This window comes from Cohnella soli (assembly GCF_042655525.1).
Taxonomy (GTDB): Bacteria; Bacillota; Bacilli; order Paenibacillales; family Paenibacillaceae; genus Cohnella; species Cohnella soli.
Genome location: NZ_JBHSMI010000013.1, coordinates 41,857 through 64,159 on the forward strand (window position 1 = coordinate 41,857; position 22,303 = coordinate 64,159).

The 22,303-nt window shown below is 52.7% G+C and carries 11 protein-coding genes; 3 read left to right on the top strand and 8 right to left on the bottom strand.

Going from position 1 to position 22,303, the window contains the following annotated elements:
- The first annotated feature begins 81 nt into the window (after positions 1 to 81).
- From ACFPOF_RS07150 to ACFPOF_RS07160, 3 genes are read left to right on the top strand one after another with little or no spacing between them, the layout of a single operon-like run.
- The gene (locus ACFPOF_RS07150; protein ID WP_378131025.1) at positions 82 to 1,017 is read left to right on the top strand and encodes an ABC transporter ATP-binding protein; all 936 of its coding nucleotides are present in this window, start codon (positions 82 to 84) and stop codon (positions 1,015 to 1,017) included.
- A gap of 10 nt (positions 1,018 to 1,027) precedes the next feature.
- Complete coding sequence (locus ACFPOF_RS07155; RefSeq protein WP_378131027.1) at positions 1,028 to 2,158, top strand: ABC transporter permease; 1,131 nt, start codon at positions 1,028 to 1,030, stop codon at positions 2,156 to 2,158.
- Positions 2,159 to 3,316, top strand: a complete 1,158-nt coding sequence (locus ACFPOF_RS07160) for an ABC transporter permease (protein WP_378131029.1) — start codon at positions 2,159 to 2,161, stop codon at positions 3,314 to 3,316.
- Between the two features lie 79 nt (positions 3,317 to 3,395).
- On the opposite strand, the gene ACFPOF_RS07165 is transcribed toward ACFPOF_RS07160, so the two are convergent.
- The 8 genes from ACFPOF_RS07165 to ACFPOF_RS07200 form a co-directional block, all read right to left on the bottom strand.
- Complete coding sequence (locus ACFPOF_RS07165; RefSeq protein ID WP_378131031.1) at positions 3,396 to 3,722, bottom strand: hypothetical protein; 327 nt, start codon at positions 3,720 to 3,722, stop codon at positions 3,396 to 3,398.
- A gap of 787 nt (positions 3,723 to 4,509) precedes the next feature.
- On the bottom strand, positions 4,510 to 5,649 hold the full coding sequence (locus ACFPOF_RS07170; protein ID WP_378131033.1) for a response regulator: 1,140 nt from the start codon (positions 5,647 to 5,649) through the stop codon (positions 4,510 to 4,512).
- Positions 5,646 to 8,762 (bottom strand): ATP-binding protein, encoded by a 3,117-nt coding sequence (locus ACFPOF_RS07175; protein ID WP_378131035.1) that lies wholly within the window; start codon positions 8,760 to 8,762, stop codon positions 5,646 to 5,648. Before ACFPOF_RS07175 ends, ACFPOF_RS07170 begins: the two co-directional genes overlap by 4 nt.
- A 109-nt stretch (positions 8,763 to 8,871) precedes the next feature.
- Complete coding sequence (locus ACFPOF_RS07180; RefSeq protein ID WP_378131037.1) at positions 8,872 to 14,790, bottom strand: S-layer homology domain-containing protein; 5,919 nt, start codon at positions 14,788 to 14,790, stop codon at positions 8,872 to 8,874.
- Between the two features lie 437 nt (positions 14,791 to 15,227).
- Positions 15,228 to 17,702, bottom strand: a complete 2,475-nt coding sequence (locus ACFPOF_RS07185; protein WP_378131039.1) for a hypothetical protein — start codon at positions 17,700 to 17,702, stop codon at positions 15,228 to 15,230.
- Between the two features lie 20 nt (positions 17,703 to 17,722).
- Positions 17,723 to 20,398, bottom strand: coding sequence for a discoidin domain-containing protein (locus tag ACFPOF_RS07190; RefSeq protein WP_378131041.1), 2,676 nt, complete (start codon positions 20,396 to 20,398; stop codon positions 17,723 to 17,725).
- A gap of 147 nt (positions 20,399 to 20,545) precedes the next feature.
- Complete coding sequence (locus ACFPOF_RS07195) at positions 20,546 to 21,391, bottom strand: carbohydrate ABC transporter permease (protein ID WP_378131043.1); 846 nt, start codon at positions 21,389 to 21,391, stop codon at positions 20,546 to 20,548.
- A gap of 11 nt (positions 21,392 to 21,402) precedes the next feature.
- Positions 21,403 to 22,296 (bottom strand): carbohydrate ABC transporter permease, encoded by an 894-nt coding sequence (locus ACFPOF_RS07200; protein WP_378131045.1) that lies wholly within the window; start codon positions 22,294 to 22,296, stop codon positions 21,403 to 21,405.
- Positions 22,297 to 22,303: the final 7 nt, after the last annotated feature.

A 22,303-nucleotide genomic window follows, 5' to 3' on the forward strand; every position in this document is an offset into this window, starting at 1 on the left:
ATGAACTTATGCACTGACATAGGGGCATCCTTTTCTTTTACAATAAAGCCATAAGAACGATAACGAGATGGAGTGATTCGGATGAACGTATTAGAAATCCGCAACCTAACGAAGAAATTCGACGATTTCGTAGCCGTAGATAACATGTCGCTGAGCGTAAAAGAAGGAGAAATTTTCGGATTCCTCGGCGCGAACGGCGCAGGCAAGAGCACAACGATCAGCATGGTCGCCTCCTTGCTGAGAAGCACGAAGGGAGAAATTCTCCTGCTCGGCAAAAACATCGCCACGAACGCCAAGTTCGCGAAATCGAACATCGGCATCGTGCCGCAGGATCTCGCGATCTACGAGAACATGACCGCCTACGAGAACGTGAACTTTTTCGCCGGACTGTACGGCTTGCGCGGTTCCCTTCTGAAAGAACGGACGGAAGAAGCACTCCGGTTCGTCGGTCTCGCGGATAAAGCGAAAAGCTACCCATCGAGCTTCTCCGGCGGGATGAAAAGAAGGCTGAACATCGCTTGCGCCATTGCTCACCGGCCGAAGCTGATCATCATGGACGAACCGACCGTCGGCATCGACCCGCAATCCCGGAACTACATTTTGAACTCCGTACGCGAGCTCAACAAAATGGGTTGCACGATCATCTACACGAGTCACTATATGGAAGAAGTCGAAGAGATTTGCACGCGCATTGCCATTGTCGACCATGGCAAAGTGATCGCGGAAGGCACGAAAGAGCAGCTTAAAGCGATCATCACGGACACGAAAGACATCTGGATCGGCGTGAAAGCAGGAGAGTCGCCGGAAACGGAACGGTTGAAACAAATCCCGGGCGTCACTGCAGTCCGAGTCGAAGATAGCACCATCAAAATCGCTTCCAAAGGCGAAGTGAACAACTTGAACCGCATCGTCCAGCAACTGATCAAGGACGAAATCGAGATCCGTTCGGTCGAAGAGCAAGCCCCGAACTTGGAGACCGTGTTCCTGACGCTGACCGGGCGCAACTTGAGGGATTAAGGGGGATTGCATGATGAATATTGTTAGCATTGCTATGAAAGAAATCTTAACGACCGTACGGGAAAAAAGAACTTTCATCTTTATGCTCGCTTTCCCGATCGTGCTCATGCTCATTCTCGGCACGGCGCTGTCGAATGCATTCATGAACAGCACTCCGATATCCGACATCAACCTTCTCTACAAGAACAGCGCAACGAATGGCCAATTATCGAAAGCATGGCAAGGTTTCACCGATACCCTCGCCCAAGACGGCGTCAAGTCTACGCCGCTGGCGGCCGGCATGGACGGCAAACTCGAAGTGAAGGACGATCATTATACCGCGTATGTCGAAGTCAACGATCAAGGACTCGCCTTGTTCACAAGCAGCAAAAACACGATCGAAAGCAACATCGTACAAGGGATGCTCACCGCCTTCTCGGATCGGTTTAACTTGGCAGCAGCAGCGTTCGCGACTGCCCCCTCCAAAGCCGAAGCCATTCTCGCCGGCGCGAACGCGGGAGGCGCCGAATATGTCAAGGAAACTTCGCTTAACGCAGACAAGAAGCCGGGTTCCATCGATTACTACGCTATCGCGATGACAACGATGATCGGTATGTACGCCGCCTTCTCCGGCTGCATGTTATTCCAGCGCGAACGTACATTCAACACGCTTGCCCGCCTGACGGCTTCGCCAGTCACGAAAGCGGAAGTGTTCACCGGCAAAGTCGTCGGTACGACCATCATCAACAGCATCATGGTCGGCGTCGTTATGCTTGTCAGCAGCATTTTGTTCAAAGCGGACTGGGGCACTCACCCCGCGCTCGTCTTCCTCGTACTGGCTGTGCAAGTTGCATTCTCGATTAGCTTCGGCCTTGGTTTAAGCTACTTGTTCGGCAGCACGGCAGCACGCACGTTTGTCATGATCTTCACGCAAGTCGCATCGTTCGTCGGGGGAGCCTACTTCCCAATCGCCGATACGGATAAAGGACTTGGGCTGCTGACGGAACTATCGCCTCTGCGTTGGGCGAACCGCGCACTGACCCGCATCATTTTCTCTGATGACTTGAACGCCGCTTGGCCGACGATCGGATTGTTCGCCGCTCTCGCTGCCGCGTTCCTCGCAGTATCCGTCATTTCCATTCGCCGTAAGGAGGCGCTCTAAATGCTGAAAGATATGGGCTGGCTTATGCGCAAAACCTTGATGAATACATTCCGCAGCAAAAAGAGCTTGTTCTTATTCTTGGGTTTGCCGATCATCGGCGTCATCGTTTCCACGCTGCTGTACAGCAACTTCAATGGAGGCACGCTCAGAGTCGGCGTCGTCGATCATGACGGCGGCTCGGCTCTGACGCAAGACGCGATTCGTTTCGTGGAAGGGTTAAAAGAAGTCGAAGTGAAGGTCACTGACGAGGAATCGCTGAAAAAAGATATCGCGGCCGGCAAACTGGACAGCGGACTGATTTTCGGCGAAGGTTTCTCCGCAAGCTTGAAAGCAGGGGCGGAGCAGCCCGAGCAATTGACGATTCTCTCCGTCAAAGGCGCTCAGGTGACCGCCTACGTCAAAGCGATGTTGCAAGGTTATGTCGCCAACGTCGCCTCGATCGGCCGTGAAACGAAGGGCGATGACGTAGCATTCGACGCGCTGTACACTGCTTACCGGAATGAAAGCTTCAAAGTGACGACCGAGCAAGTAACGGATACGTCGCATAATAAAGTCACGACGTACCAGTCGCTCGGCTTCCTCATTACCTTCATGCTGTTCTCCGCCGTCAATTTGTCGGAAATCATTCTGAGAGAGAAAGAAAACCGCACGTTCCTGCGCCTGCTCTCGTCGCCGATCTCGGCAAGGACGTACGTACTGGCGAACGTCGCAGTCAGCTTTGTCATCCTGCTCGTACAAATCATCGTAACGTTGTTCCTGATGAAGAACGTCATGAATATCGATTCCGGCGTCTCGGCCCTGCAATTGTTCCCGTTCCTGCTCCTGTTCGCCTTGGCTGCCATCGCTCTATCGCTCTTGATCGTCAGCTTCTCCAAGAGTCGTTCCGGCGCCGGTGCGCTGCAGAACCTGATCATTACGCCGACATGCCTGCTCTCCGGCTGTTTCTTCCCTGCCGAGATCATGCCGGACTCCGTCCGCAAAATCGCGAACTTCCTGCCGCAGCACTGGCTGCTCGATTCGGTCGAGAAGCTGCAGAGTGGCGAAGCGTTCAGCGACTTGGGCCTTAACCTCGCGATTCTGTTCGCCTTCGCAGCAGCTTTCGCTCTCGTCGCGATCTACCGCTTCGGACGGAACAACGATACGAAGCAGTTTGTGTAATACGTGTTGGCAAGACAATGAAAACCCAGTTTTCGGATGCCGTGAGGAGCGACAGCGAAACCTGGGTTTATGTTCGTTGTTAGCGACTCAGCCGATTAGAGACCCGGCCGATCAACGCCGCTAACGAGATTCCAGCGACAAAAGTATAACCGTTCAGGAACAGGTTGTTCGTGTACTGGTTCAGCCATCCGAACCGGTAGATGACCGAATCGGGCTTTCCCGTCCCTCCTCCCAATTCGCGAAGCAGCTCATGCGTCTTCTCATATTCACCGTATACGCAGAAAAGGAGCAGCAAGACGAGGCCGCCTATCGTCAGCGCGATTGCCCTTTGGCCCATTCGAATTCGACAGCTCAACAAATAAACGTACATGAGCGATACGACGGACGCAGGCACACCTAGCCACACAAAGATTAGCCCCGGATTCCCGTTGCCGGAAACACCATGACCAGGCCCTTGATACTTCAAAGTAAACAGATCGACTAGCCGTATTAGAATAGCGCTTATCCCTATCGCTATCACCAGGCCGATGATCAGGCCATGCCGCTTTCCCGTATCGTAACATCCCGAATTCCTTGCATTTCGAATGTGCCTCCCCCCTATATTTCGTGTAAATTTGAAAGCAATTCCCCCTCTAGGAGCCACGTCAGAACAACTTCATACGGCTTCATGTAAATCGTTAAATCGGATGAAGTGATGTTTTCTCACAACAGGGCAATCGCTTACGAAAATCATGTGCCTGTGCTCGGGCGGGGCTCGCAGGGGGCAGTTACACGAAAAAATCGAGCAACTAACCCTCAGACGAGGCTCACAAGAGGTAGTTACACGAAAAAATCGAGCAACTAACCCTCAGACGAGGCTCGACGGAGGTAGTTACACGAAAAAATCGAGCAACTAACCCTCGGACGAGGCTCACAGGAGCCAGTACACGAAAAAATCGAGCAACTAACCCTCAGACGGGGCTCGACGGAGGTAGTTACACGAAAAAATCGAGCAACTAACCCTCAGACGAGGCTCGACGGTGGTAGTTACCGAAAAAATCGAGCAACTAACCCTCAGACGGGGCTCGACGGAGGCAGTTACACGAAAAAAATCGAGCAACTCATGCCTAACTTGACGTAAAAACGCACCCGCCCGTCTTCAATGAACGCCCAATGCTTCGCAGACACGTCGCTCCACATCGCGTCGTTGCCCGTTACCGGAGCCCTGCCGATGGCTCTACGCCGAATTCCGATTGATAAGTTTCCGCGTATTTTCGATCATGCTTGCGGGCCTTCTCTTCTTGGCCGGAATTCTCGTACACGTTAACGAGAAGCCCATTCATCCGCTCATTTAACGGCTCGATCGCCAAATACGAGATCAGTTGCATTTCCGCTCCCCGCCAATCCTGATCCTCCACACTTCGCATAACGATCCTCCATATGAGCGCTTCGTACTGTCTGCCATAGGCTTCCGCAAGCGGCATCTTCCAAGAGTAATCTTTCATTTCCAACAAGCTGCCCCTGTACACGGCGCAAGCTTTTTCTTCTAGGGCATAAGATGAAGCCGTAGCCGATGCCGTGACATTCTGACCAAGTTTATGAAACGCCACCAAGTCATACCCCACCCCGCCCGTGTCCAACGCATACCCGTCTTGCGTCTTAAGGACGTCCATGCCGATCCCGTGATCTTTCAGCACTTTCTTGAGTCGATACACTGTATTGTACAAGTTGTTCATCGACCGTTCTTCATCCATCTCAGGCCAGATCGCATCAACGATTCGCCACTTGCTGATCTCCCTGTCCGGGTGGCAGAGCAAATAAGCGAACAGTTCCTCCGTCTTGCGCGTTGGCCAGCGGATAAGTTCGTCATCGGCGCTGCGCACCTCGAAGGCGCCGAAGCACCGAATAACGTTCACTCGGCTCCGAGCGCCCGCTTCCCCATTTTCCGGCACAACAGTACCCGCGTCCGGCCCGAGAGCTGTCGCAGGCTGCAACTGATCAAGCCGCTCCGTTACCCGTTGAATCGCAGCGGGCGTAACTGGCTTCAAGATGTAATCCACGGCGTTCACGTCGAAGGCGTCCAGCGCGTATTGCCGATAAGCCGTCGAGAACACGATTCGCGTGTGCGGAGACGACGCGGCGATAAGCCGCGCCAGCTCGAGTCCGCTTAGCTTCGGCATCTCGATATCAAGAAACGCGACGTCTGGACTAATCGCCGCGACCGCTTCCGCTGCCTCCAGCGGATTATGATAAGTCGCTTCGACGTCGTATCGACCGTTCCTGCCGATGACATGCTTCATTAATTGGAGGACGGGTTTCTCGTCGTCTACAATTATCGCCTTATATGGTTTCATGCTCGCCGCACCTTTCCCGCTTTATCACGATCCATGTCCCGCCCTGCCAAAGGCAAAAACATCGTTACCCTCGTCCCTCGCCCGACCGCCGAATCGATCTGCAAAGTTGCGCCATTCACCGCGTTCAGCCGTTTGCGAATGTTTGCAATTCCGATACTTCCTCCCGGTCCTTTGCCGTTCGCGAGCCTGTACGCAAGATCGTCCGGAATGCCGACACCGTCGTCTTCTACCGTCACCTTCAAATAGCGATCTCCTTCGACGATGCGGAGCGAGACTGTGCCGTACTCTTTCTCGAACAAACCATGCCGGATGGCGTTCTCGACGAACGGCTGGATACAGAGCGATGGAATCGACTCCTGCAGCAAGGCTTCGTCTACCTCTAGCCGGAACACGAATCGGTCCTCGAATCTCGCCTTCTCGATCTCGATGTACGCTTCGATCAATTCCAACTCCTGCTGCAGCGGCACGAAAGCCGTATCGCGATCCATATCGAGAATGTGACGTAAATATTGACTAAGCATCGTCAGCAGGTGCGCGGCCCGTTCCCCGTCGGTGTAACAGAAAGAAATGACGCCGCTTAGCGCGTTATATAGAAAATGCGGCTTGATCTGCGCCTGATGGAACGCCTGCTCGCTGCGCAGCGCTTCCTTGAACGCCGCTTTCATCGCCAGCAGCGTCTGAATGCGCGCGAGCAGCGTTCCGCTCTCGAACGGCTTCGTTACATAATCGTTCGCCCCCGCATTGAAGCCGAGCGCGATGTCATACGGAGAATCTTTCACCGTGGCAAACAGAATCGGAAGCTCCAGAATCGACCTCCGCTTTCGAATCGACCGACACAGCTCGATGCCGGACTCCCCGGGCATCATCACATCGAGGATCGCCACATCGATCTCCGGATGACGAACGAGTTTCTCCGCAGCTTCCTTGGCCGAGAACGCCGCCACGACATTATAGTCCTGCCGCTTCAATATGCTGCGCAGCGCATGGATGTTCGTCGCCTCGTCGTCGACGATGAGCACGGTCGCTCCCGGACGTCCGAGCATATCGTCCAATCGGTCCTCCCCCCGGGAAACGTCCGGTTGCTCGAGAGACGCAGCCACTTCTCTTTCATACGGAACAAGCTGATCTGACGGGAGCGTGAACGCCATCCTCGTGCCTTTGCCCAGCTCCGACCATTCGACGATAAGCCGCCCTCCCATAAGCTCGACCAGCATTCGGCTGACATACAAGCCAACACCGAGTCCTGACGAGTACCCTCTCCTCCCCCGCACCGATCCTATCTGCTCGAAGTAACCAAACACCTTTTCGCGGTCCCCTGTGGCGATGCCAATCCCGGTATCCTCGACGATGATGCGCTCATAAGCGCCTTCATTCGTCGAGTAGATGCTGATCGTTCCGCGTTCCGTATGTTTGATCGCATTCTGGACGAGGTTGTAGAGCACTTGCAGCAGTCGATTCTCGTCCGCGGCCACGCCGACACCGTCCTCCACCCGGTTGTGAAGCTGAATGTCTTTCCCTCCAAGCTCGAAGCGCAGCACATCGCAGACGATTTGCGCCGTCATGCGAACGTCGACAACCGTCGTCTCGAGCCGCAGTTCGTCATGCTTCAGCCGCGTAGCGTCGAGCAAGTCGCGAACGAGCATAGACAGCTTAAGCGATGTATCGCGCACGAGGCCGAGCTGCTTGCGGTGCCGTTCCGACGGGCGCGACTCCTGATCTTCAAGCACGTCCGCCGTCAAGTTCAGAATGCCGTGAAGCGGCGTCTGCAACTCGTGCGACGTCACCATCAGGAATTCGTCTTTCCTGCGATTGGACTCGGCAAGCTGCTTGGCGAGTTGTTCGGATTCCTCGAGCGCGCGGCCGAATCTCGACGTCAGCATCATGTTCGTCAATACGATAAAACAAACGAGCGCGCCTTTGGCGACCAGATCGTCGGGTACGATGCTTTCCGAATAGAGCGTGCCATCTACGAGGAACACAAGCAGCGAGAAGCTCCCCCCGATGAACAGTACCAGTTCCCTGCGCCCGTTCGGCCTTTTCAACTCTCCAATAAATAACACAAGCAACCGGAACAAAATAAACAGCATCGATACGCCAGCATAGACAAACAAATAAAACTTGATCGGGACAAGCGATGAATAGGAGAAAAACGCCAGCCCTCCGATGTACAGAAAATGAGGCGCCAACAGCAGCCCCAACGTCTTTCTCTTTAAAATGCGCGTATCGATCGAGGCGTAGAACAAAAAGCAAAACACGATGGAGGAGACTTGCCCCAGTTCCAACAACTTGTACGCCAGCTCGAAAGGCACCTCCGGCCAAATGCGCAGCGCCATTTTCTCACCGTAAAATAATTGGAAAAGCACTAACGCAAATAAATACAACCCGCCGAACAAATACGTCTTGTCCCGCCCTCGGATAAAATAAAAACCGAGCTGATAAGCGCCAAACATTCCGAGAACGAACAGGGAAGCGATGTCGGTGCCGAGCATAATGCCGCTCTTGAACGCAATGTCCTGCGGCAATCCGAATTGGATCGCGCTGACGATGCCCCCGGTAACGAATTCGAAATTCGCCGCCTGGAGCACAATATCGATCGATTGACCTTTCGCCTGAAAAAATGCGTTGTACGGCGTATTGCCCGGCTCGCTCGTCGACCGTTCCGTCGCCGGGTCGCCACTTGAGCCGACCAGTTCGCCGTCAACGTACAAGCGATGGGACATGCGGATGCTTTGGATTTTCAGTCCGTACATTCCCCCGTCGTCGGGCAGACGGATCATCAGCCGGTACGTTCCGAATCCTTTGCTGGGAATGCCAACACCCTTATCGACACCCTTCCACGGGCCAGGCACATTCGCATAGGTTAGCGAGGGCGTAGAAGCAGCTCCGAATTTCGCCGGATCAAGCAGCCGTCCCCCATAAAACTCCCATTCGCCGTTCAAATTAACCAAGCCTTGTTCTGCGAAGTGCCAGCCCGCCAAATCAAGCACCCCGGCCTTCGCTTTCGGCGAATCTGCTGGCGGACGCGCCTGCATAAACATCCCTATAATTAACGCAATCGCGAGCGCCGATATCCCGACGATGCCCGGCACATTACGCATTCGTTTGGCTTTCAAGACGAATCCCCGTCCCCTCTCTTATTTCCTCATTGTACGACACCTCTCTCTCATAAATCTCTCAAAAGAAAAAAAGAGCAAGGAAGCTCACGCCCCTTGCTCTGTTCAGCTAAATCAGACCAGACTTTTGCAATATTTTCTGAATAATGGTTAAAATCTCGGCCCGGGTCATGTTACTCTTCGGCGCAAGCACAGAAGCGCTTCTTCCAGATACGAGGCCAGCCTCAACGATCCTCGCAACGTCGATCTGCGCCCATGAGGACACTTCTGTTGCATCTTCAAAAGGCTTTAGCACTGCCTCTGCCGGTTGAGCAGGCTCCTTATCCTTCATGCCAGTACTCGCCATCGCTCTGGAGAGAATAACCATAGCCTGTTCGCGAGTTACTTTAGCATTAGGTTTGAAAGTGCCATCTTCGAAGCCGCTGATCAACTGATTCGCATAAGCTGTGTTGATTGCACTGCTGTACCAGTCCGATGCTTTCACGTCCGAGAATGGGGTCGCTCCGTTTTCCAGTTTGAGCCCCAATCCGCGAACGAGGATGACGGCTAACTCGGCTCGAGTAATGACACGATCCGGGTCGAACATGCCGTTGCCTGTGCCGCCGATGACCATTCGCGCGCCCATATCGGCGATTGCGTTCTTCGCCCAGTGGTTCGTCACATCGACAAAATGGACTGGGTTCCATACGACCGAGTAAGTACTGTTGGTCTTGCTATGAATGATGGCGTAACGCTTGCCGTCAATGGTAACGATCTTGGTCGGCACAGGGCGCACCGTTCCATCAGATTCAATGACTACGCCTGTCAAAACCTTATTCGAATCGATGTTATCCGGAAGGGCCATCTTCCGTTCCACGTAAGCGGTGAAATTGGATATCTCGATCGCCTTATCTTCGTTGGCTGCCTTCACCGAGAAGTCCACTGGCGATACAACCAACGTGAACCCGCCGCGCTCAGACGCATTTTTCGCTAGTTTCATCATATCCTTGGTCGGCGTGGCGATTTCGATCTGAATCGTGACATCCTTCAAGTCTGCAGACTTCCCAAGCTGCTTGAGTATTGCATTTAGCTGCTCCGCCGGAAGCGTGTACGATGCGGTATCGGTTGTGATCTCCACAGCCGTTTGCTTATCGATCATCATCTGCAGTATTTTACCGCCTAGTTCTCCGATGATCGTGTCCGATTTGCCGCTCACCGGAATTGTAATTACGGCGTGCTGACCTTCCTTCGCGAGCTTGTCCTCCAGTTTCTTAGGGTCAATAACGACAGTCGTTACAGTCCGTCCGTCCCGCTCGGTTGTCGTCGCCGTCCCTACGTCCCCCGCTTGCACTTGCGCAGGCCCTTTCGGTACTTGCGGCACATACGGCGTTGACCTTACTTCAGTGGAAGCCGGGCTGACACTCGCCGGATTTTTTGCTTTGACAACAAAGTAGTACATCTTGCCATTCGTTAATCCCTTAACATCGTAATCCGTTGCGCTTGTCGTCGTCACGGCTTCCTCGTATTCGCCTTCAACCGTACGTTGGTAGATGACGTAATCGACTGCGCCGAATACTTCATTCCAAGATAACCACACATGACCGTCTCCGCCTGCAGCTGTCACAGAAGGGGCGACTACATTCGCCCAAGGAAGCGTCACCGATGCGCTTGTAACCTGCGTCAGTCCACTTGCGTCGAAGGCGAGCTGCGCGCCAGTCAATTCGGTTGCATGCGTTACGCCAACACCGCTAAATGTCGCGACACCCGCGCTAACCTTCACGCTAGTCGTCCCCGTCAGCTTCCATGCTCCCGAATCTTTCTTGGACACGGTCACAACAGTTGATCTGTCGCCTGTACTCGTATTGCCATAAACATCGCGCAGCGTGACAACCGGTTGCTGTGCGAATGTGCCTGGGTTGCTTGTCGGTGCCGTAATGTCCGTTGTCAGCGCCATCGACACCGCGCTTCCAGCCACCGGCGCAATGTTCAGCTCATTCGCCACCGGTGTTGCTACACCAGCCACGCTCAAGTTAACTGTCTGCATGCCCGCTTTGTTCAGCTTCAGGTTCGCCGTTGCGACTCCATTCGTGAACGTCAGGCTGATCGTGTTCGACGATGCCGTCAACTCCGTATCGTCAAAACTCCCATAGGAGTTATTCGGCGCTAGCGCATAGCCGGATATCGTCACATCATGCGTTCCGTCAAACGTCGCATCCGTCTTCCCGAGCGAGTTCTTGACCGAAAGCGTAATCTCATTGTCCGCCCCGACTACGGGAGATGACGTTGCAGCAGATGCGCTAACCGTATATGCCGGCACAGGGGGTGGAAGTGTCACTTTAGCACTTGTAATCGTGGTCAGACCCGGTGCATCGAAGGCAAGCTGCGCCTCCGTCACCTCAGCGTCGTTGGTCGCGCCAAGACCGGTAAAGGTGGCGACACCATTCTTAACCTTCACCTTTGCAGTCCCTGTAAGCGTCCATTCGCCATCATCTATCTTCGATACAGTTACTTCAGTGCTATTGTCGCTCACGATCGTATTGCCGTAATCGTCGCGAATCGTCACAACCGGCTGCTGTGCGAAATTGCCAGGCTTGCCCGTCGGCGCCGCAATGTCCGTCGTCAGCATCAGCTTCGGTGCTCCCGTCGCCAGCGTAAAGCTCAGTGCCTTCGCCGTCGGGGTTGCTACGCCAGCCACGCTCAAGTTAACCGTCTGCGCGCCGGCTTTGTTCAGCTTCAAGTTCGCCGTCGCGACGCCATTCGTGAACTTGAGGCTGATCGTTTGCGACGATGCCGTCAGCGTCGTCTCGTTAAAGCTGCCATAAGAGCCGTTCGGCGCTTGCACGTAGCCGGAGATCGTCACATTATGTGCTCCGCTAAACGTCGTATCCGTCTTCCCGAGCGAGTTCTTGACGGTCAACGTAATCTCATTGTTCACCCCGACAGTAGGAGATGACGTTGCGGCAGACGCGCTAACCGTATACTTTGGTGCAGGGGCCGGAAGTGTCACAGCATTACTTGTAATCGTTGCTAGACCCGGTGCTTTGAAGGCAAGCTTCGCCCCGCTCACTTCGTCGTCGTTAGCCGCGCCAAGCATGACAAACCCGACCAGACCGTTCTCAGCCTTCCTTTGCAGCATGACTACGCTCGGTTGCTGATTATCGCCTAAAGTCAGCGTCCATGCGCCTGAATCCTGCTTCGATACCGTCACAACGGTTGTGCTGTCGAACGTCTTGTTGCCATGGAGATCTTGAAGCTCCAATAACGGTTGCTGCGCAAACAAACCGGGGTTGCTTGTCGGCGCTGTAATGTCTGTTGTCAGTGCCATCTTTGCGGTGGCGCCGACCGTCGGCTTGATCCACACATACGACTGCGGTTTCTCTACGTCCGCCACGTCAAAGAAAATGGTCTGCATTTCCCCAGCCTTGTAAATCTTCAGGTTCGCTTTGGCTACCCCCTTGTCGAACGCCACGCTAACCTTGGTCGAATCTACAGTAAATTCCGAATTGTCCAATCTTCCGTAAGCACCGTCCGGCGCCGCCTTGTAGCCGGTTATCGTCACTTCATGATTGCCGCTGAACGTGGAATCCGTTCCGCCCGTCGAGTCCAGTACAGTCAAAGTGACCGTATTGTCTTGATCAGTTTTCGGCGAACCGTTGGCTACCGACGCAGTCGCTTCGTACGCCGCCTTGAAAGGAGGAAGCTTTACCGTTCCGCTCGTAGTTCCCGTCAGACCACTTGCATTGAATGCAAGCTCCGCATTCTGGATCAAGTCATCGTTATTCGCGCCCAGGTCGGTGAAGGCTGCAACACCTGCTTGGGCTCTCACCACTTTCGTTCCCTTCAGCGTCCATGCTCCCGCATCTTCCTTGGATACGGTCACAAGAGTCGTGTTGTCCTTGTCATTTTTATTGCCGTAAATATCTGTTACCGCAACAGCCGGCTGCCCTGCAAAATTGCCTTTATTTTTTTCCGGGGCATACAGAGCGCTATACATCTTCAGCTTAGCTGATTCTCCCGCCACAGGAGTAATTACCACGATGTCCTGAAGCGGATCCCGGTTGGAATTTTCCAGGGCGCTTATTTTGAATCTAACTACTTGCTTTGTCGCCGAATGCAATTGCAAATTCACCGTCGCTATCCCCTCGTTAAACGTAACGGTTGGATAGATTTGTGGTGCTGAAATAGACTCCCCGTTAAAACTCCCGTATGATTTGTCGGGTGCTTCGGCATAACTGTTCACAATCACCATATGATCGCCATTAAACGTCTTGTCTGTTTGTCCGATAGCGTCCGTTACAGTCAGGGTAAAAGTATTATCCTCGCCAACTGTCGGAGCATCGTTTGCCACAGACGTCATTAACCGATACGCCCGTTCAGGGGCCAGCAGCGTCATCTCGGAGCTTGTAATCTGTTCCAGTTCGGGTGCGTCGAAGGCAAGCTGCGCTCCCTGAATCTCAACAGGCTCGTATGCTGCGCCTAGATCGGTAAAGGTGGCGTTGCCGGTAGTTGCCGTTACAGACAACTTGTTGTCCTGCTGGTCCACTCCATTTTTCGTTAACGTCCACGGACCTTCATCCGCCTTCGACAAGGTAACAACGGTTGTGTTATCCGTGAAGTTTACATTGCCGTAAATATCGGTAAGCGTAACATTAGGCTGCTGCTTAAAAAGCTTGTTGCCATATACATACTTGACCGGCGCGATGACGTCCTTGGACAGCCACATTGCAGCCGTGTCACTCGTAACAACAGCCCCCAGCACGAACTTCTGCGCGAGCGGTCGCTCCGGAACGTCCAAGGAGAAGTTAATGCCCACATTTTTGACATTACCTTTGTGCAGATTCAGGTTCGCCTTCCCTACACCGTTGACAAAATTGACGCTTACCGTAGTCGACGGCGCCGTCAGTACCTCACCGTTGAAGCTGCCATAAGAGCCATCCCGCGCTTTATCGTAGCCTGATATCGTTACTTCCTTAGCGCCGGTAAACTCTGTGACCGTCTCCATTTGCAAGTTTTTCACGGTAAACGTAATTTCATTGTCTTCCCCAGCCTTCGGTGTAGCTTTCACTGCAGATATCTCTAACTTGTACTTGGGAAGCACAAAAAGTTGGTTGGTCGAAAGGGGCGAGGGTACGCCACCATATAGATTGCCGGCACGGTCTACAGCTATTACGGTTGGCCCCAGCACGCCGAATGATTCCGAGCTTTCACTAGCACTCTTCGCATCGTTTGGCAACTTTACGATTCGATTATTTAGGGTATCCGCCACATAAACCGTGCCTGTGCTGTCTACGGCTACCGCTTGCGGACCGTTAAAGCCCGTAATCTCCTGCCATACCGTTGCGCCTTTCGGCAGTTTTTTGATCACATTATTGCCGGAATCCGCTACATAAACAGCGCCTTGACTGTCTACAGCCAATCCGCGCGGTGCGTTAAACGTTGCCGATCCGGTAATGTCCTCCCATACCGTTGCGCCGCTCGGCAGCTTTTTGATTTTGTTATGATCAGAATCTACCACATACAGCGTATTTTCACTGTCAAAGGCCATTCCTAACGGTCTTTTAAAATCTCCCGAACCGGTGATGTCCTCCCATTCCGTTGCGCCCTTCATCCGTTTTTTAATTTTGTAGTTGCCCGTATCCGCCACATAAATATTGTCCGAGCTGTCTATCGCTATCCCTCTCGGAAATAAAAATTGATTCACCTCGCCCGGGCTGCACTCCAATTTACTGCATCCCGGACCCGAGGGGCCCGGGATAAACTCCCACTCCAATCCTCTCAACGGAAACTTAATGACTCGATTATGAGTCTTATTATAACCGCCATCCATAGGCCCACCAGCATACGAATCAGGCGCGTACACATTCCCCGCGCTGTCAAACGCGATTCCATACGGGGCTCCGAACTCTCCGCCAGGCGTAACCTCAAAAAGAGCTTCCGCAGCCTTGGCCGATTGGTTGAAAGCCATAAGCTGGAGCACAGGCAGTGCAGCCAGCAAGAAGCTCATCAGCGCTGCAAACAGTCTCTTCTTCATTTGTTTCTCCCTCATCATAAATCGTCATCCTCTCTAAACTCTGAAGTCCATCCCTATGCAGAGTACACAAACTCACTTCGCGCTCCGAGTTTAGCACAGGCAATCTCTCAAAAATCTCTCAAAAAAAACTACGATGGCACAATCGACTAACAAAAGTCCGATATGCAGCGGAATAGCGCTATGGCACAGTTTTATTCGTCCCGAAATGGCTGCGGCGACGCGAATAAGACGGTGGCATAACGTTATCGGTATTCCACAGGGGCATATTAGGGGGTTCTTGTATGGAATAACGTTACGCCGTAACCTTATTTGTCCTTCAACAGGCACCGGTGCAGTCGATAGGGTGATCCCGTAACGCTATCAGAGTCTGTACTCTCTAAAGAACTCGTTCAAGCGCCTTTTTATAAAAAAAACCGCAAGCCGTCCCGACCAGGGACATGCTTGCGGTTTTACGATTACCGGCTCAGAACGAAATCATCGAAATACATATCGAATCCGTACGTTTCCGTCTGTGCGTATAACGTTGCCGATACCAACTTGCCTTCCCACGTAATATTGCAAATTTTCGAGTTTTGCGTCCACTCGGTGTTCGTTACTTTTTTGAAATCCGTATTCACCCAGTGCGTTCCCGCGCTATCGACCAGCCTGATTGCGACCTGTACCCTGTCGGAAGTTCCGGCGGCCAGCTTCGACCAGCCCGACAGGTTGTAATAGCCTCGACCGCCTGCAGTCAGAACGGACGTGACGTCTTGCGTCGGGCTGCTGTACAAATAAGTTCTGTTCGTCATTTTGGCTCCCGTCGTTCCGGTTCTTGCGTAAGCCGCCCCCGTCGTCAACGTGCCGCCGTGTGAGGTCCCCCATGACGTCGCCCCGCTCTCGAAACCGGGATTCGCGATCAAGTTGCTGCCGCTATACTCGTTAAAGCCGTCAAGCACCATATACGTGCCTGATTTTTTAACAGCTTTGATCGTATGCTGGCCGTAAGGCAGCCCCATCTTGCTGAACACCGTCTGTTGGGAATGATTCTGCAGTGCGCCAATCGTGCTGATCGTCCCTTGGAGTACGTTGTCAATGTAAATATCGACGTCCCCACCACCGGGATCCGTTTCCGAAATAAAATCGATCCCCGTTCCGGTAAACGTATACTGGAAGTAATCGTTATTGACCGTCGTGTAGTGCAGGTCGTTCAAGTAATTCCCAACGCCTCGGCTGTTGCTGTAGCCCCAGCCCGTGCCCGAATAGGCGATGCCGGAATACGTGTCGTTCGTCTTCGATGCCGCCCGAACAACATTCCCCGGCGCAATCTTAAACGTGTCGACAACCATGTACGTGCCGGACTTTTTCACGCCCTTGATCGTATGAGGACCGTTCGAGAGACCGGTTTTGCTGTACACCGTTTGTTGAGGCTGATTGCTTATCGTGCCATACGCGCTTACCGTCTGCTGGAAAACGTTATCGATATAAATATCGATGTTGCCCCCGGACGGGTCCTTCTCCGTCTGGAAGTCGATGCCCGTGCCCGTAAATGTCATCTCGAAGGAGTCATTGTTGGCGGTTGCGACATGCAAGTCGTCGCCGTAATCCCCCACTCCGCGCCGATCGCTGCGATACCAACTGCTGCCGGAATACGTGATCGACAAATCTTTGTCGTCTACGGTTAACGGCGGCACTGCAAAATCCGTCGATATCGCGTAAAGCTTTCCTTCCCCAGGTAGGAAAGCCGCAGAAATATTACCTGTCGCATTGCTGTAGTTCGTACCGATCTCCGTCCCGTTCGTCTTGGAAATCTCGGTAACGCTCGCAGGCTTGGACGGAAGGTTAAAACTGAGCGTTTTGCTGTTCGCGTAATCCTGGTTCACGACCATGATATAGCTTCTGCTATTGGCGTCCAAGAAGTGCGATACGATCTGGGCGTTACTTGTCGTCGGCTGCCAGAAATAATTCGCTGGTATAGGCGTCGTTCCAGGGTACGCAGGCCCTTTGTAATAAATATCGCGCGGCGTTAATTTCATCAAAGTCGGCCCTAGCTGTTTGATTTCGGAGCCTAGCGTTTTGGCCGGGTTATACAAGTCCGTCTTGTTACCGACTCCGTCAAATATAGCGGTAGTGAAATCGGTATTCGTAGCCGGAATTAGCGGCTGAAACCAGGTGAACCAGTACAGCCCCTTCACTCCGTAGGCCAGGCTATTATAGACGTGCCACCTCAGTTGGTCCGCAGTAGGACGGCTTAACGAGTTCTTGAGCCCAACGGATTGCAAGTAGACGGCCGTCTTTACATTATTCGATATACCCGACGATCGGAAAAGATCCATGTACAAATAGAAATCCGAGTTAAAGCCGCCGCTGCCGAACGGGTAATAGTCCATCGTCAACCATTTCAGATTACCCGCTCCCACCGTGCGAACCCAATTGTTGTAATGCTCGACGCCACCCGGAAGCATATTCACGTTTGGATTGGAGTCCGGATCGGCCAGCAAGAAGCGATTGTACACGTACGCGGCTCTCGGAAAACTCGAATCTCCGGGCTCATCCTTGATGTAATACCCGCCCGTTGCCGGATGATTCTTATACGTATTGGCGATAGCATCGATGTCCGCATCCGTCGCGGTCGTCATCAAGTTCTCGCTTCTCGTATCGGATACTTGCACCTTCATGCCGCGAGCGGCGGCTAGATTGAGCACCGTATTCATCTGGGCGATCGTGCTCATTTGATAGTCGTTCGGATAGAAGGATTGGATAAAATTAATACTCGCGTCTTTCATGTAATCGTATTGCGTCGCGTTGGTTGCCCCTTGCGTCGGCATATAGAAGACGCCGAGTTGAAATTCCTCTCCCGCGGCGTGCGCCTGCGGAACTCCGAGAAGATAAGGCACCGACAATGCACATACCGCGATCGCGGTCAATACGCGCTTACTCAGTCGCTTTCCCATTACCCATCGCTCCTTATTCGTTAATTTAATACGACATCATCGATCGTAGCCCAGCCGCCGGAAGCGTTGGCATAGTACCACACTTTGATCGTTTGCCCGGCCGTCGCGTTAAACGTCAGCGTGTACTTCGTATAACCGGCGTACGGGGAAATAATCGCCTGAGTGGCCTGAACGCCCCCGACATCGACACCTAGCCGAACCGCATTACTGCTCGTAATATTGGTGGCGATATAGGCCGTAAGCGTATAGCTCTTCGTCGTCGGCGCGGTCAAGTTCTGTGCGAGCGCGACATCCGCTCCCGTTGCGGGCCACAACGCCCCGTCATACATCGTGTCGTGCGGATAATTGGCTTCGACCGCCGTGTTCGCCGGATGCCATTCCTTATACCAAGCTCCGATGTCCCCGGCTTGGAAATCAGGATTGCCGATCAAGTTCGCCGGGTTGACGTTCGCAGCGGAGTAGATCTCGACTTCAGACAACTGCATCCGATATTCGGAATTCATCTGCCTCAAGTTCGTCCCTTCGATCTTGACATACCGTGCCGTCTGCGGGCTGAATGTAAACGGCTGGACATAGTTGCCTCTTAGCGCATAGTTCGTATTTGTCGAGACCGTCGTCCATGGACCTGAGGCATTCGCCGCTACCTGGATCGTAAAGTCGAGCGGGAAGCCTTTGCCCAGATTCGCCTGCGACTCGCTGCGCGGATATAGATCGACTTCGCTCACTGTCTGGCTCGAACCGAGATCGAAAGTAACGGATTCCGTATGGTTGGCTCCCGTGTTGCTATCGCTCGACCAGCCGTACGACATACCGGCTGAAGTTCTCAAATCGTCGTTGATCCGATTTTTCGCAAAGCCGGTCGACGTGCTTTCAAGCGAGCTTGTCGCCGTCACCGAGGCGTTCGCCGCCAAATTCGCATACGGCTGGAAGCCGGACGGTAACGCAAACAGGCGGCCCTCGCCGGGGAGAAGCGTAATATTCAGGATGCCGGTCGTCGAATTGTACGTACCTTGGACAAGCGCGCCTTCTGCCCCTGTCGTCTTGGAAATTTCGGTGATGGCCGACGGTTTGGAACTAAAATTGAAATCCAATGTCCGGCTGTTGTTGTAATCCCGGTTCGTCAGCATGACGTACGAGCGCCCGCTTGCATTCGTGAAATATCCGATGATCATCGGCTGGGTCAAATCCGTCGGCTTGACGAAGAAGGTGGAAGGAACGCCGTTGGTGCCGGATGGAATCGTATTACCTGTGTGGAAAACTCTTCTGGAGGTGAGGTTCTTTAATGTTCCGCTCAAATTTTTCATTTCCGAGCTTAAGGTTTGAATCTGCGCGTACTTCGTCAGCTTGGTGCCATCGAAATCGACAGGCGTATCGTAGTAGGTTTCGCCAACGTTAGGTTGCGGTCTCCAGTACGTAAACCAATTCAAAATCTTGTACCCATAAGTCAAATACGCATAGACGTTCCAACGCATCATGTTCATGTTCGGGTCGCGATATCTCAAGCTGCCATCCGAAGTACTGTTAATTCGAATGCTTTGGAGAAACGCGCCGTAAGGGACGTCGTTGGCCAGCCCCCTGCCGCGCACAAGCTCAGACGTCCCGAAGAAACTGCCATTGTCGCCTCCCGCTAAGAATGGATAACTGTCATGAAGGATATGGTCCGCGCCGCTTAATTGTATCCAATCGTCCAACTGGTTCTCGAAGGGGAATCCCGCATTGTCTCGCTTCGTATAGAGTCTGAAGAAAAAATCGTACGTTTTGGCCACGCCGGCTTCATAAGCGCTTCCATCCGCGTAAACGTTGGATGTCGATCGGACTACCCAGCCGACGCTGTTATTCCCGCCGCCATTGTGCGTAAGTTCCATGTAATAGGTCGAACCCGGCGTGACGCTCGCGTGTACCGGAAAGTACGGGTAGTTATACGCCTCGCCGGCATTTCCGTTGCCCGTGATCGCCGCTTGCCCAAGGAGCGTCGTTTTTGCCGTGCTGTTCCATACTTTCAGCGTCAACGTTTCGCTGGATGACCATTGGCTCGAATCGATCAGCATGTCGATGCCGTCGATATAGTTGACTCCCGCCGGGACTTTGAATGTCTGTCCGAGCGAATTGGTCGAGGTCACATACGAGCCGTTGCCCTGCGACCCCGAGTTGGATAACGCCAATTTCCCGGGAACGGAATACCAGATATCGTAGAAGTTGACGTAAGTTTGCAAGCCAGGCTTCAATGACTGAATATATTTGTACGTGTTCGCCACGCCTTCGAACTCATATTGCTGGGGCTCGTCTTGCAGCACGAGACCTTTCACTCTGGAGTCGTTCACATAGGGGGTCAGGATCGTGTTAAGGTTCGTATAATCCGCTGCCGTATAGCTTCTGAAACCGTACAGGCTGGAATCGGTTACGAGAAGTTTGACGTTGTTGGCATAGCTGTTCGCGATCCCGGTTTCGTTATCCGCTTTATTCAGCGTATTTCCCGGCTCGATTCCTTGAACCATCATCGTATCGATGCCGGAAGCCGCAATATCGGCCCAAATCGCGTTCGTGTTATAATCTACCGGCTTCGCGGGCGGTTGAACGTATCCTCCGATTTGAAACGTTCCCGTCCCGGAAGCGAACGCAGGTACAGCATTAACGAGCGCCAATAAGCCGCTTAAAGCCATGAACGACACAACTGTCTTTTTCCGTCTAAATCTCATCTTTTCTCCTCCATTCGTTTGTCAGATCTGGTCATGCACTTGACTGCCAGCTTATACAAACAAGCTCCTATCACCCCCTTTAAGGATCACAAAGAGAAGACACCGTAAGGCCTCCCCTTCGCTACGCTCTTGCGCATATCCTTCGTTTTACTTGACCGCTCCGGCTACAATCCCCTCGTTGATTTTCCTTTGAAAAATAATATAGACGATCAGAATCGGAATCGTGGATATCAATAACCCCGCGAATAACGGGCCGAATTCGATCCTGTACTGCATCTCGCCTTGCATGACGCCAAGCCCTACGGGCAGGGTGTATTTGAGCGCGTCGCTAATCAGCACAAGCGCGTATTGATATTCATTCCAGAACGACAACGCGTTCACGATGCTTACCGTAACAAGCCCTGGCGCAGCTAACGGGAGCATAATCTTGAAAAACACCCCATATAGCGACGCGCCGTCGATGACGGCCGACTCTTCCAATTCGTGCGGCAAAGATTTGAAGAATCCCACTAGCATGAACATGCCCATCGGCATGGCCGAAATGGAGTAGAGAAGGATAAGCCCCGTAAACGAATTGCTCACATGCAGGGCATCAAACAGAAAAAACATCGGCACGATAAGCATAAGCGTCGGAATCGTCATAGCTGAAATGTACAAGTAGTAGAGAAGGCTGCTGCCCTTGAAAGCGTACCTGGCCAGCACATACGAAGTCGTCGCTGTCAGAATCAAGGCAAGGATCAAACTTCCCGTCGTTACGATAATCGTATTCACGAAATACGAACCGAAGTGGTACTTCTCCCATGTATAAGAGAAGTTCGACCATAAGAGAGGCAGCTTCGGTAAATCCCAGGCTTTGCCCGAGTACACTTGCTGGTTATCCTTAAATGACTCAAGTATCGAGAATAACAACGGATAAACGCAGCATACGGTCCAAAAAGCCAATAACAACCCGGAAAGCAACCGGGCAAGCGGGCTAATTCCATTCGCTTTCATATTGATCCCCCCTACGAAACTTCAATGGATTCGCTCTTCATCAACCGCTGCAAAATGACGGTGGTCAAGAGAGAAAGCGCCAGAATCAATACGCCGATCGCGGACGCGTAACCCATATGGAATTGCTTGAATCCCATCTGGTACAAATAGTAACCTAGCACTTGCGTGGAGTTATCGGGACCGCCTTCAGTCATGACGTTCACGATCCCGAAGGAACCGTTCAAGGACGTAATGACGATTAACACCACGGAAACCCGGATCTGTTCCCAAATAAGGGGAAACGAAACGTGACGGAATTGCTTCCACTGCGTGGCCCCCTCCATCTCTGCCGCCTCGAATAAGCTCGCGGGAATGCTCTTGATCGCCGCGATCAGCAAAATCATGAAAAATCCGACGCCTGCCCAGATTGCCGGAGGGAGAAGCGCCCACAAAGAATAGGATGAATCGCCCAACCATGGAATGTCCACGTTACGATTCAGCACAAGCGACAAAATTCCGTTTAATAAACCGAAAGACGGATTGTATATAAACCGCCATAATACTGCGATTACGACGATTGATAGCACGTTCGGGAAGAAAAACGCTACTCTGAAAAACTTGGACCCTCTCAGCTTGAAGCGAGTCAAAGCGACGGCGAAAAAAGTCGCCAACAGCAAAATGCCGATGACTTTCCAGAACACCAAGAAATAATCGTTCCAAATCGCTTTCAAAATAATCGGATCCGTAAACAGTTCGCGGAAATTGTCGAACCCGATGAAATCCATGTTTTCCGAAGCGCCTGACCAATCGTAAAAACTGATATAGAGAGCTCTAATAATCGGGTAAAGCGTAAAAATACAATAAAGAACAAACGTCGGCAAAATAAAAGAGGCAATAAATAGAAAGCGCTTCCCTTTTCTCGTCATCTGTTAC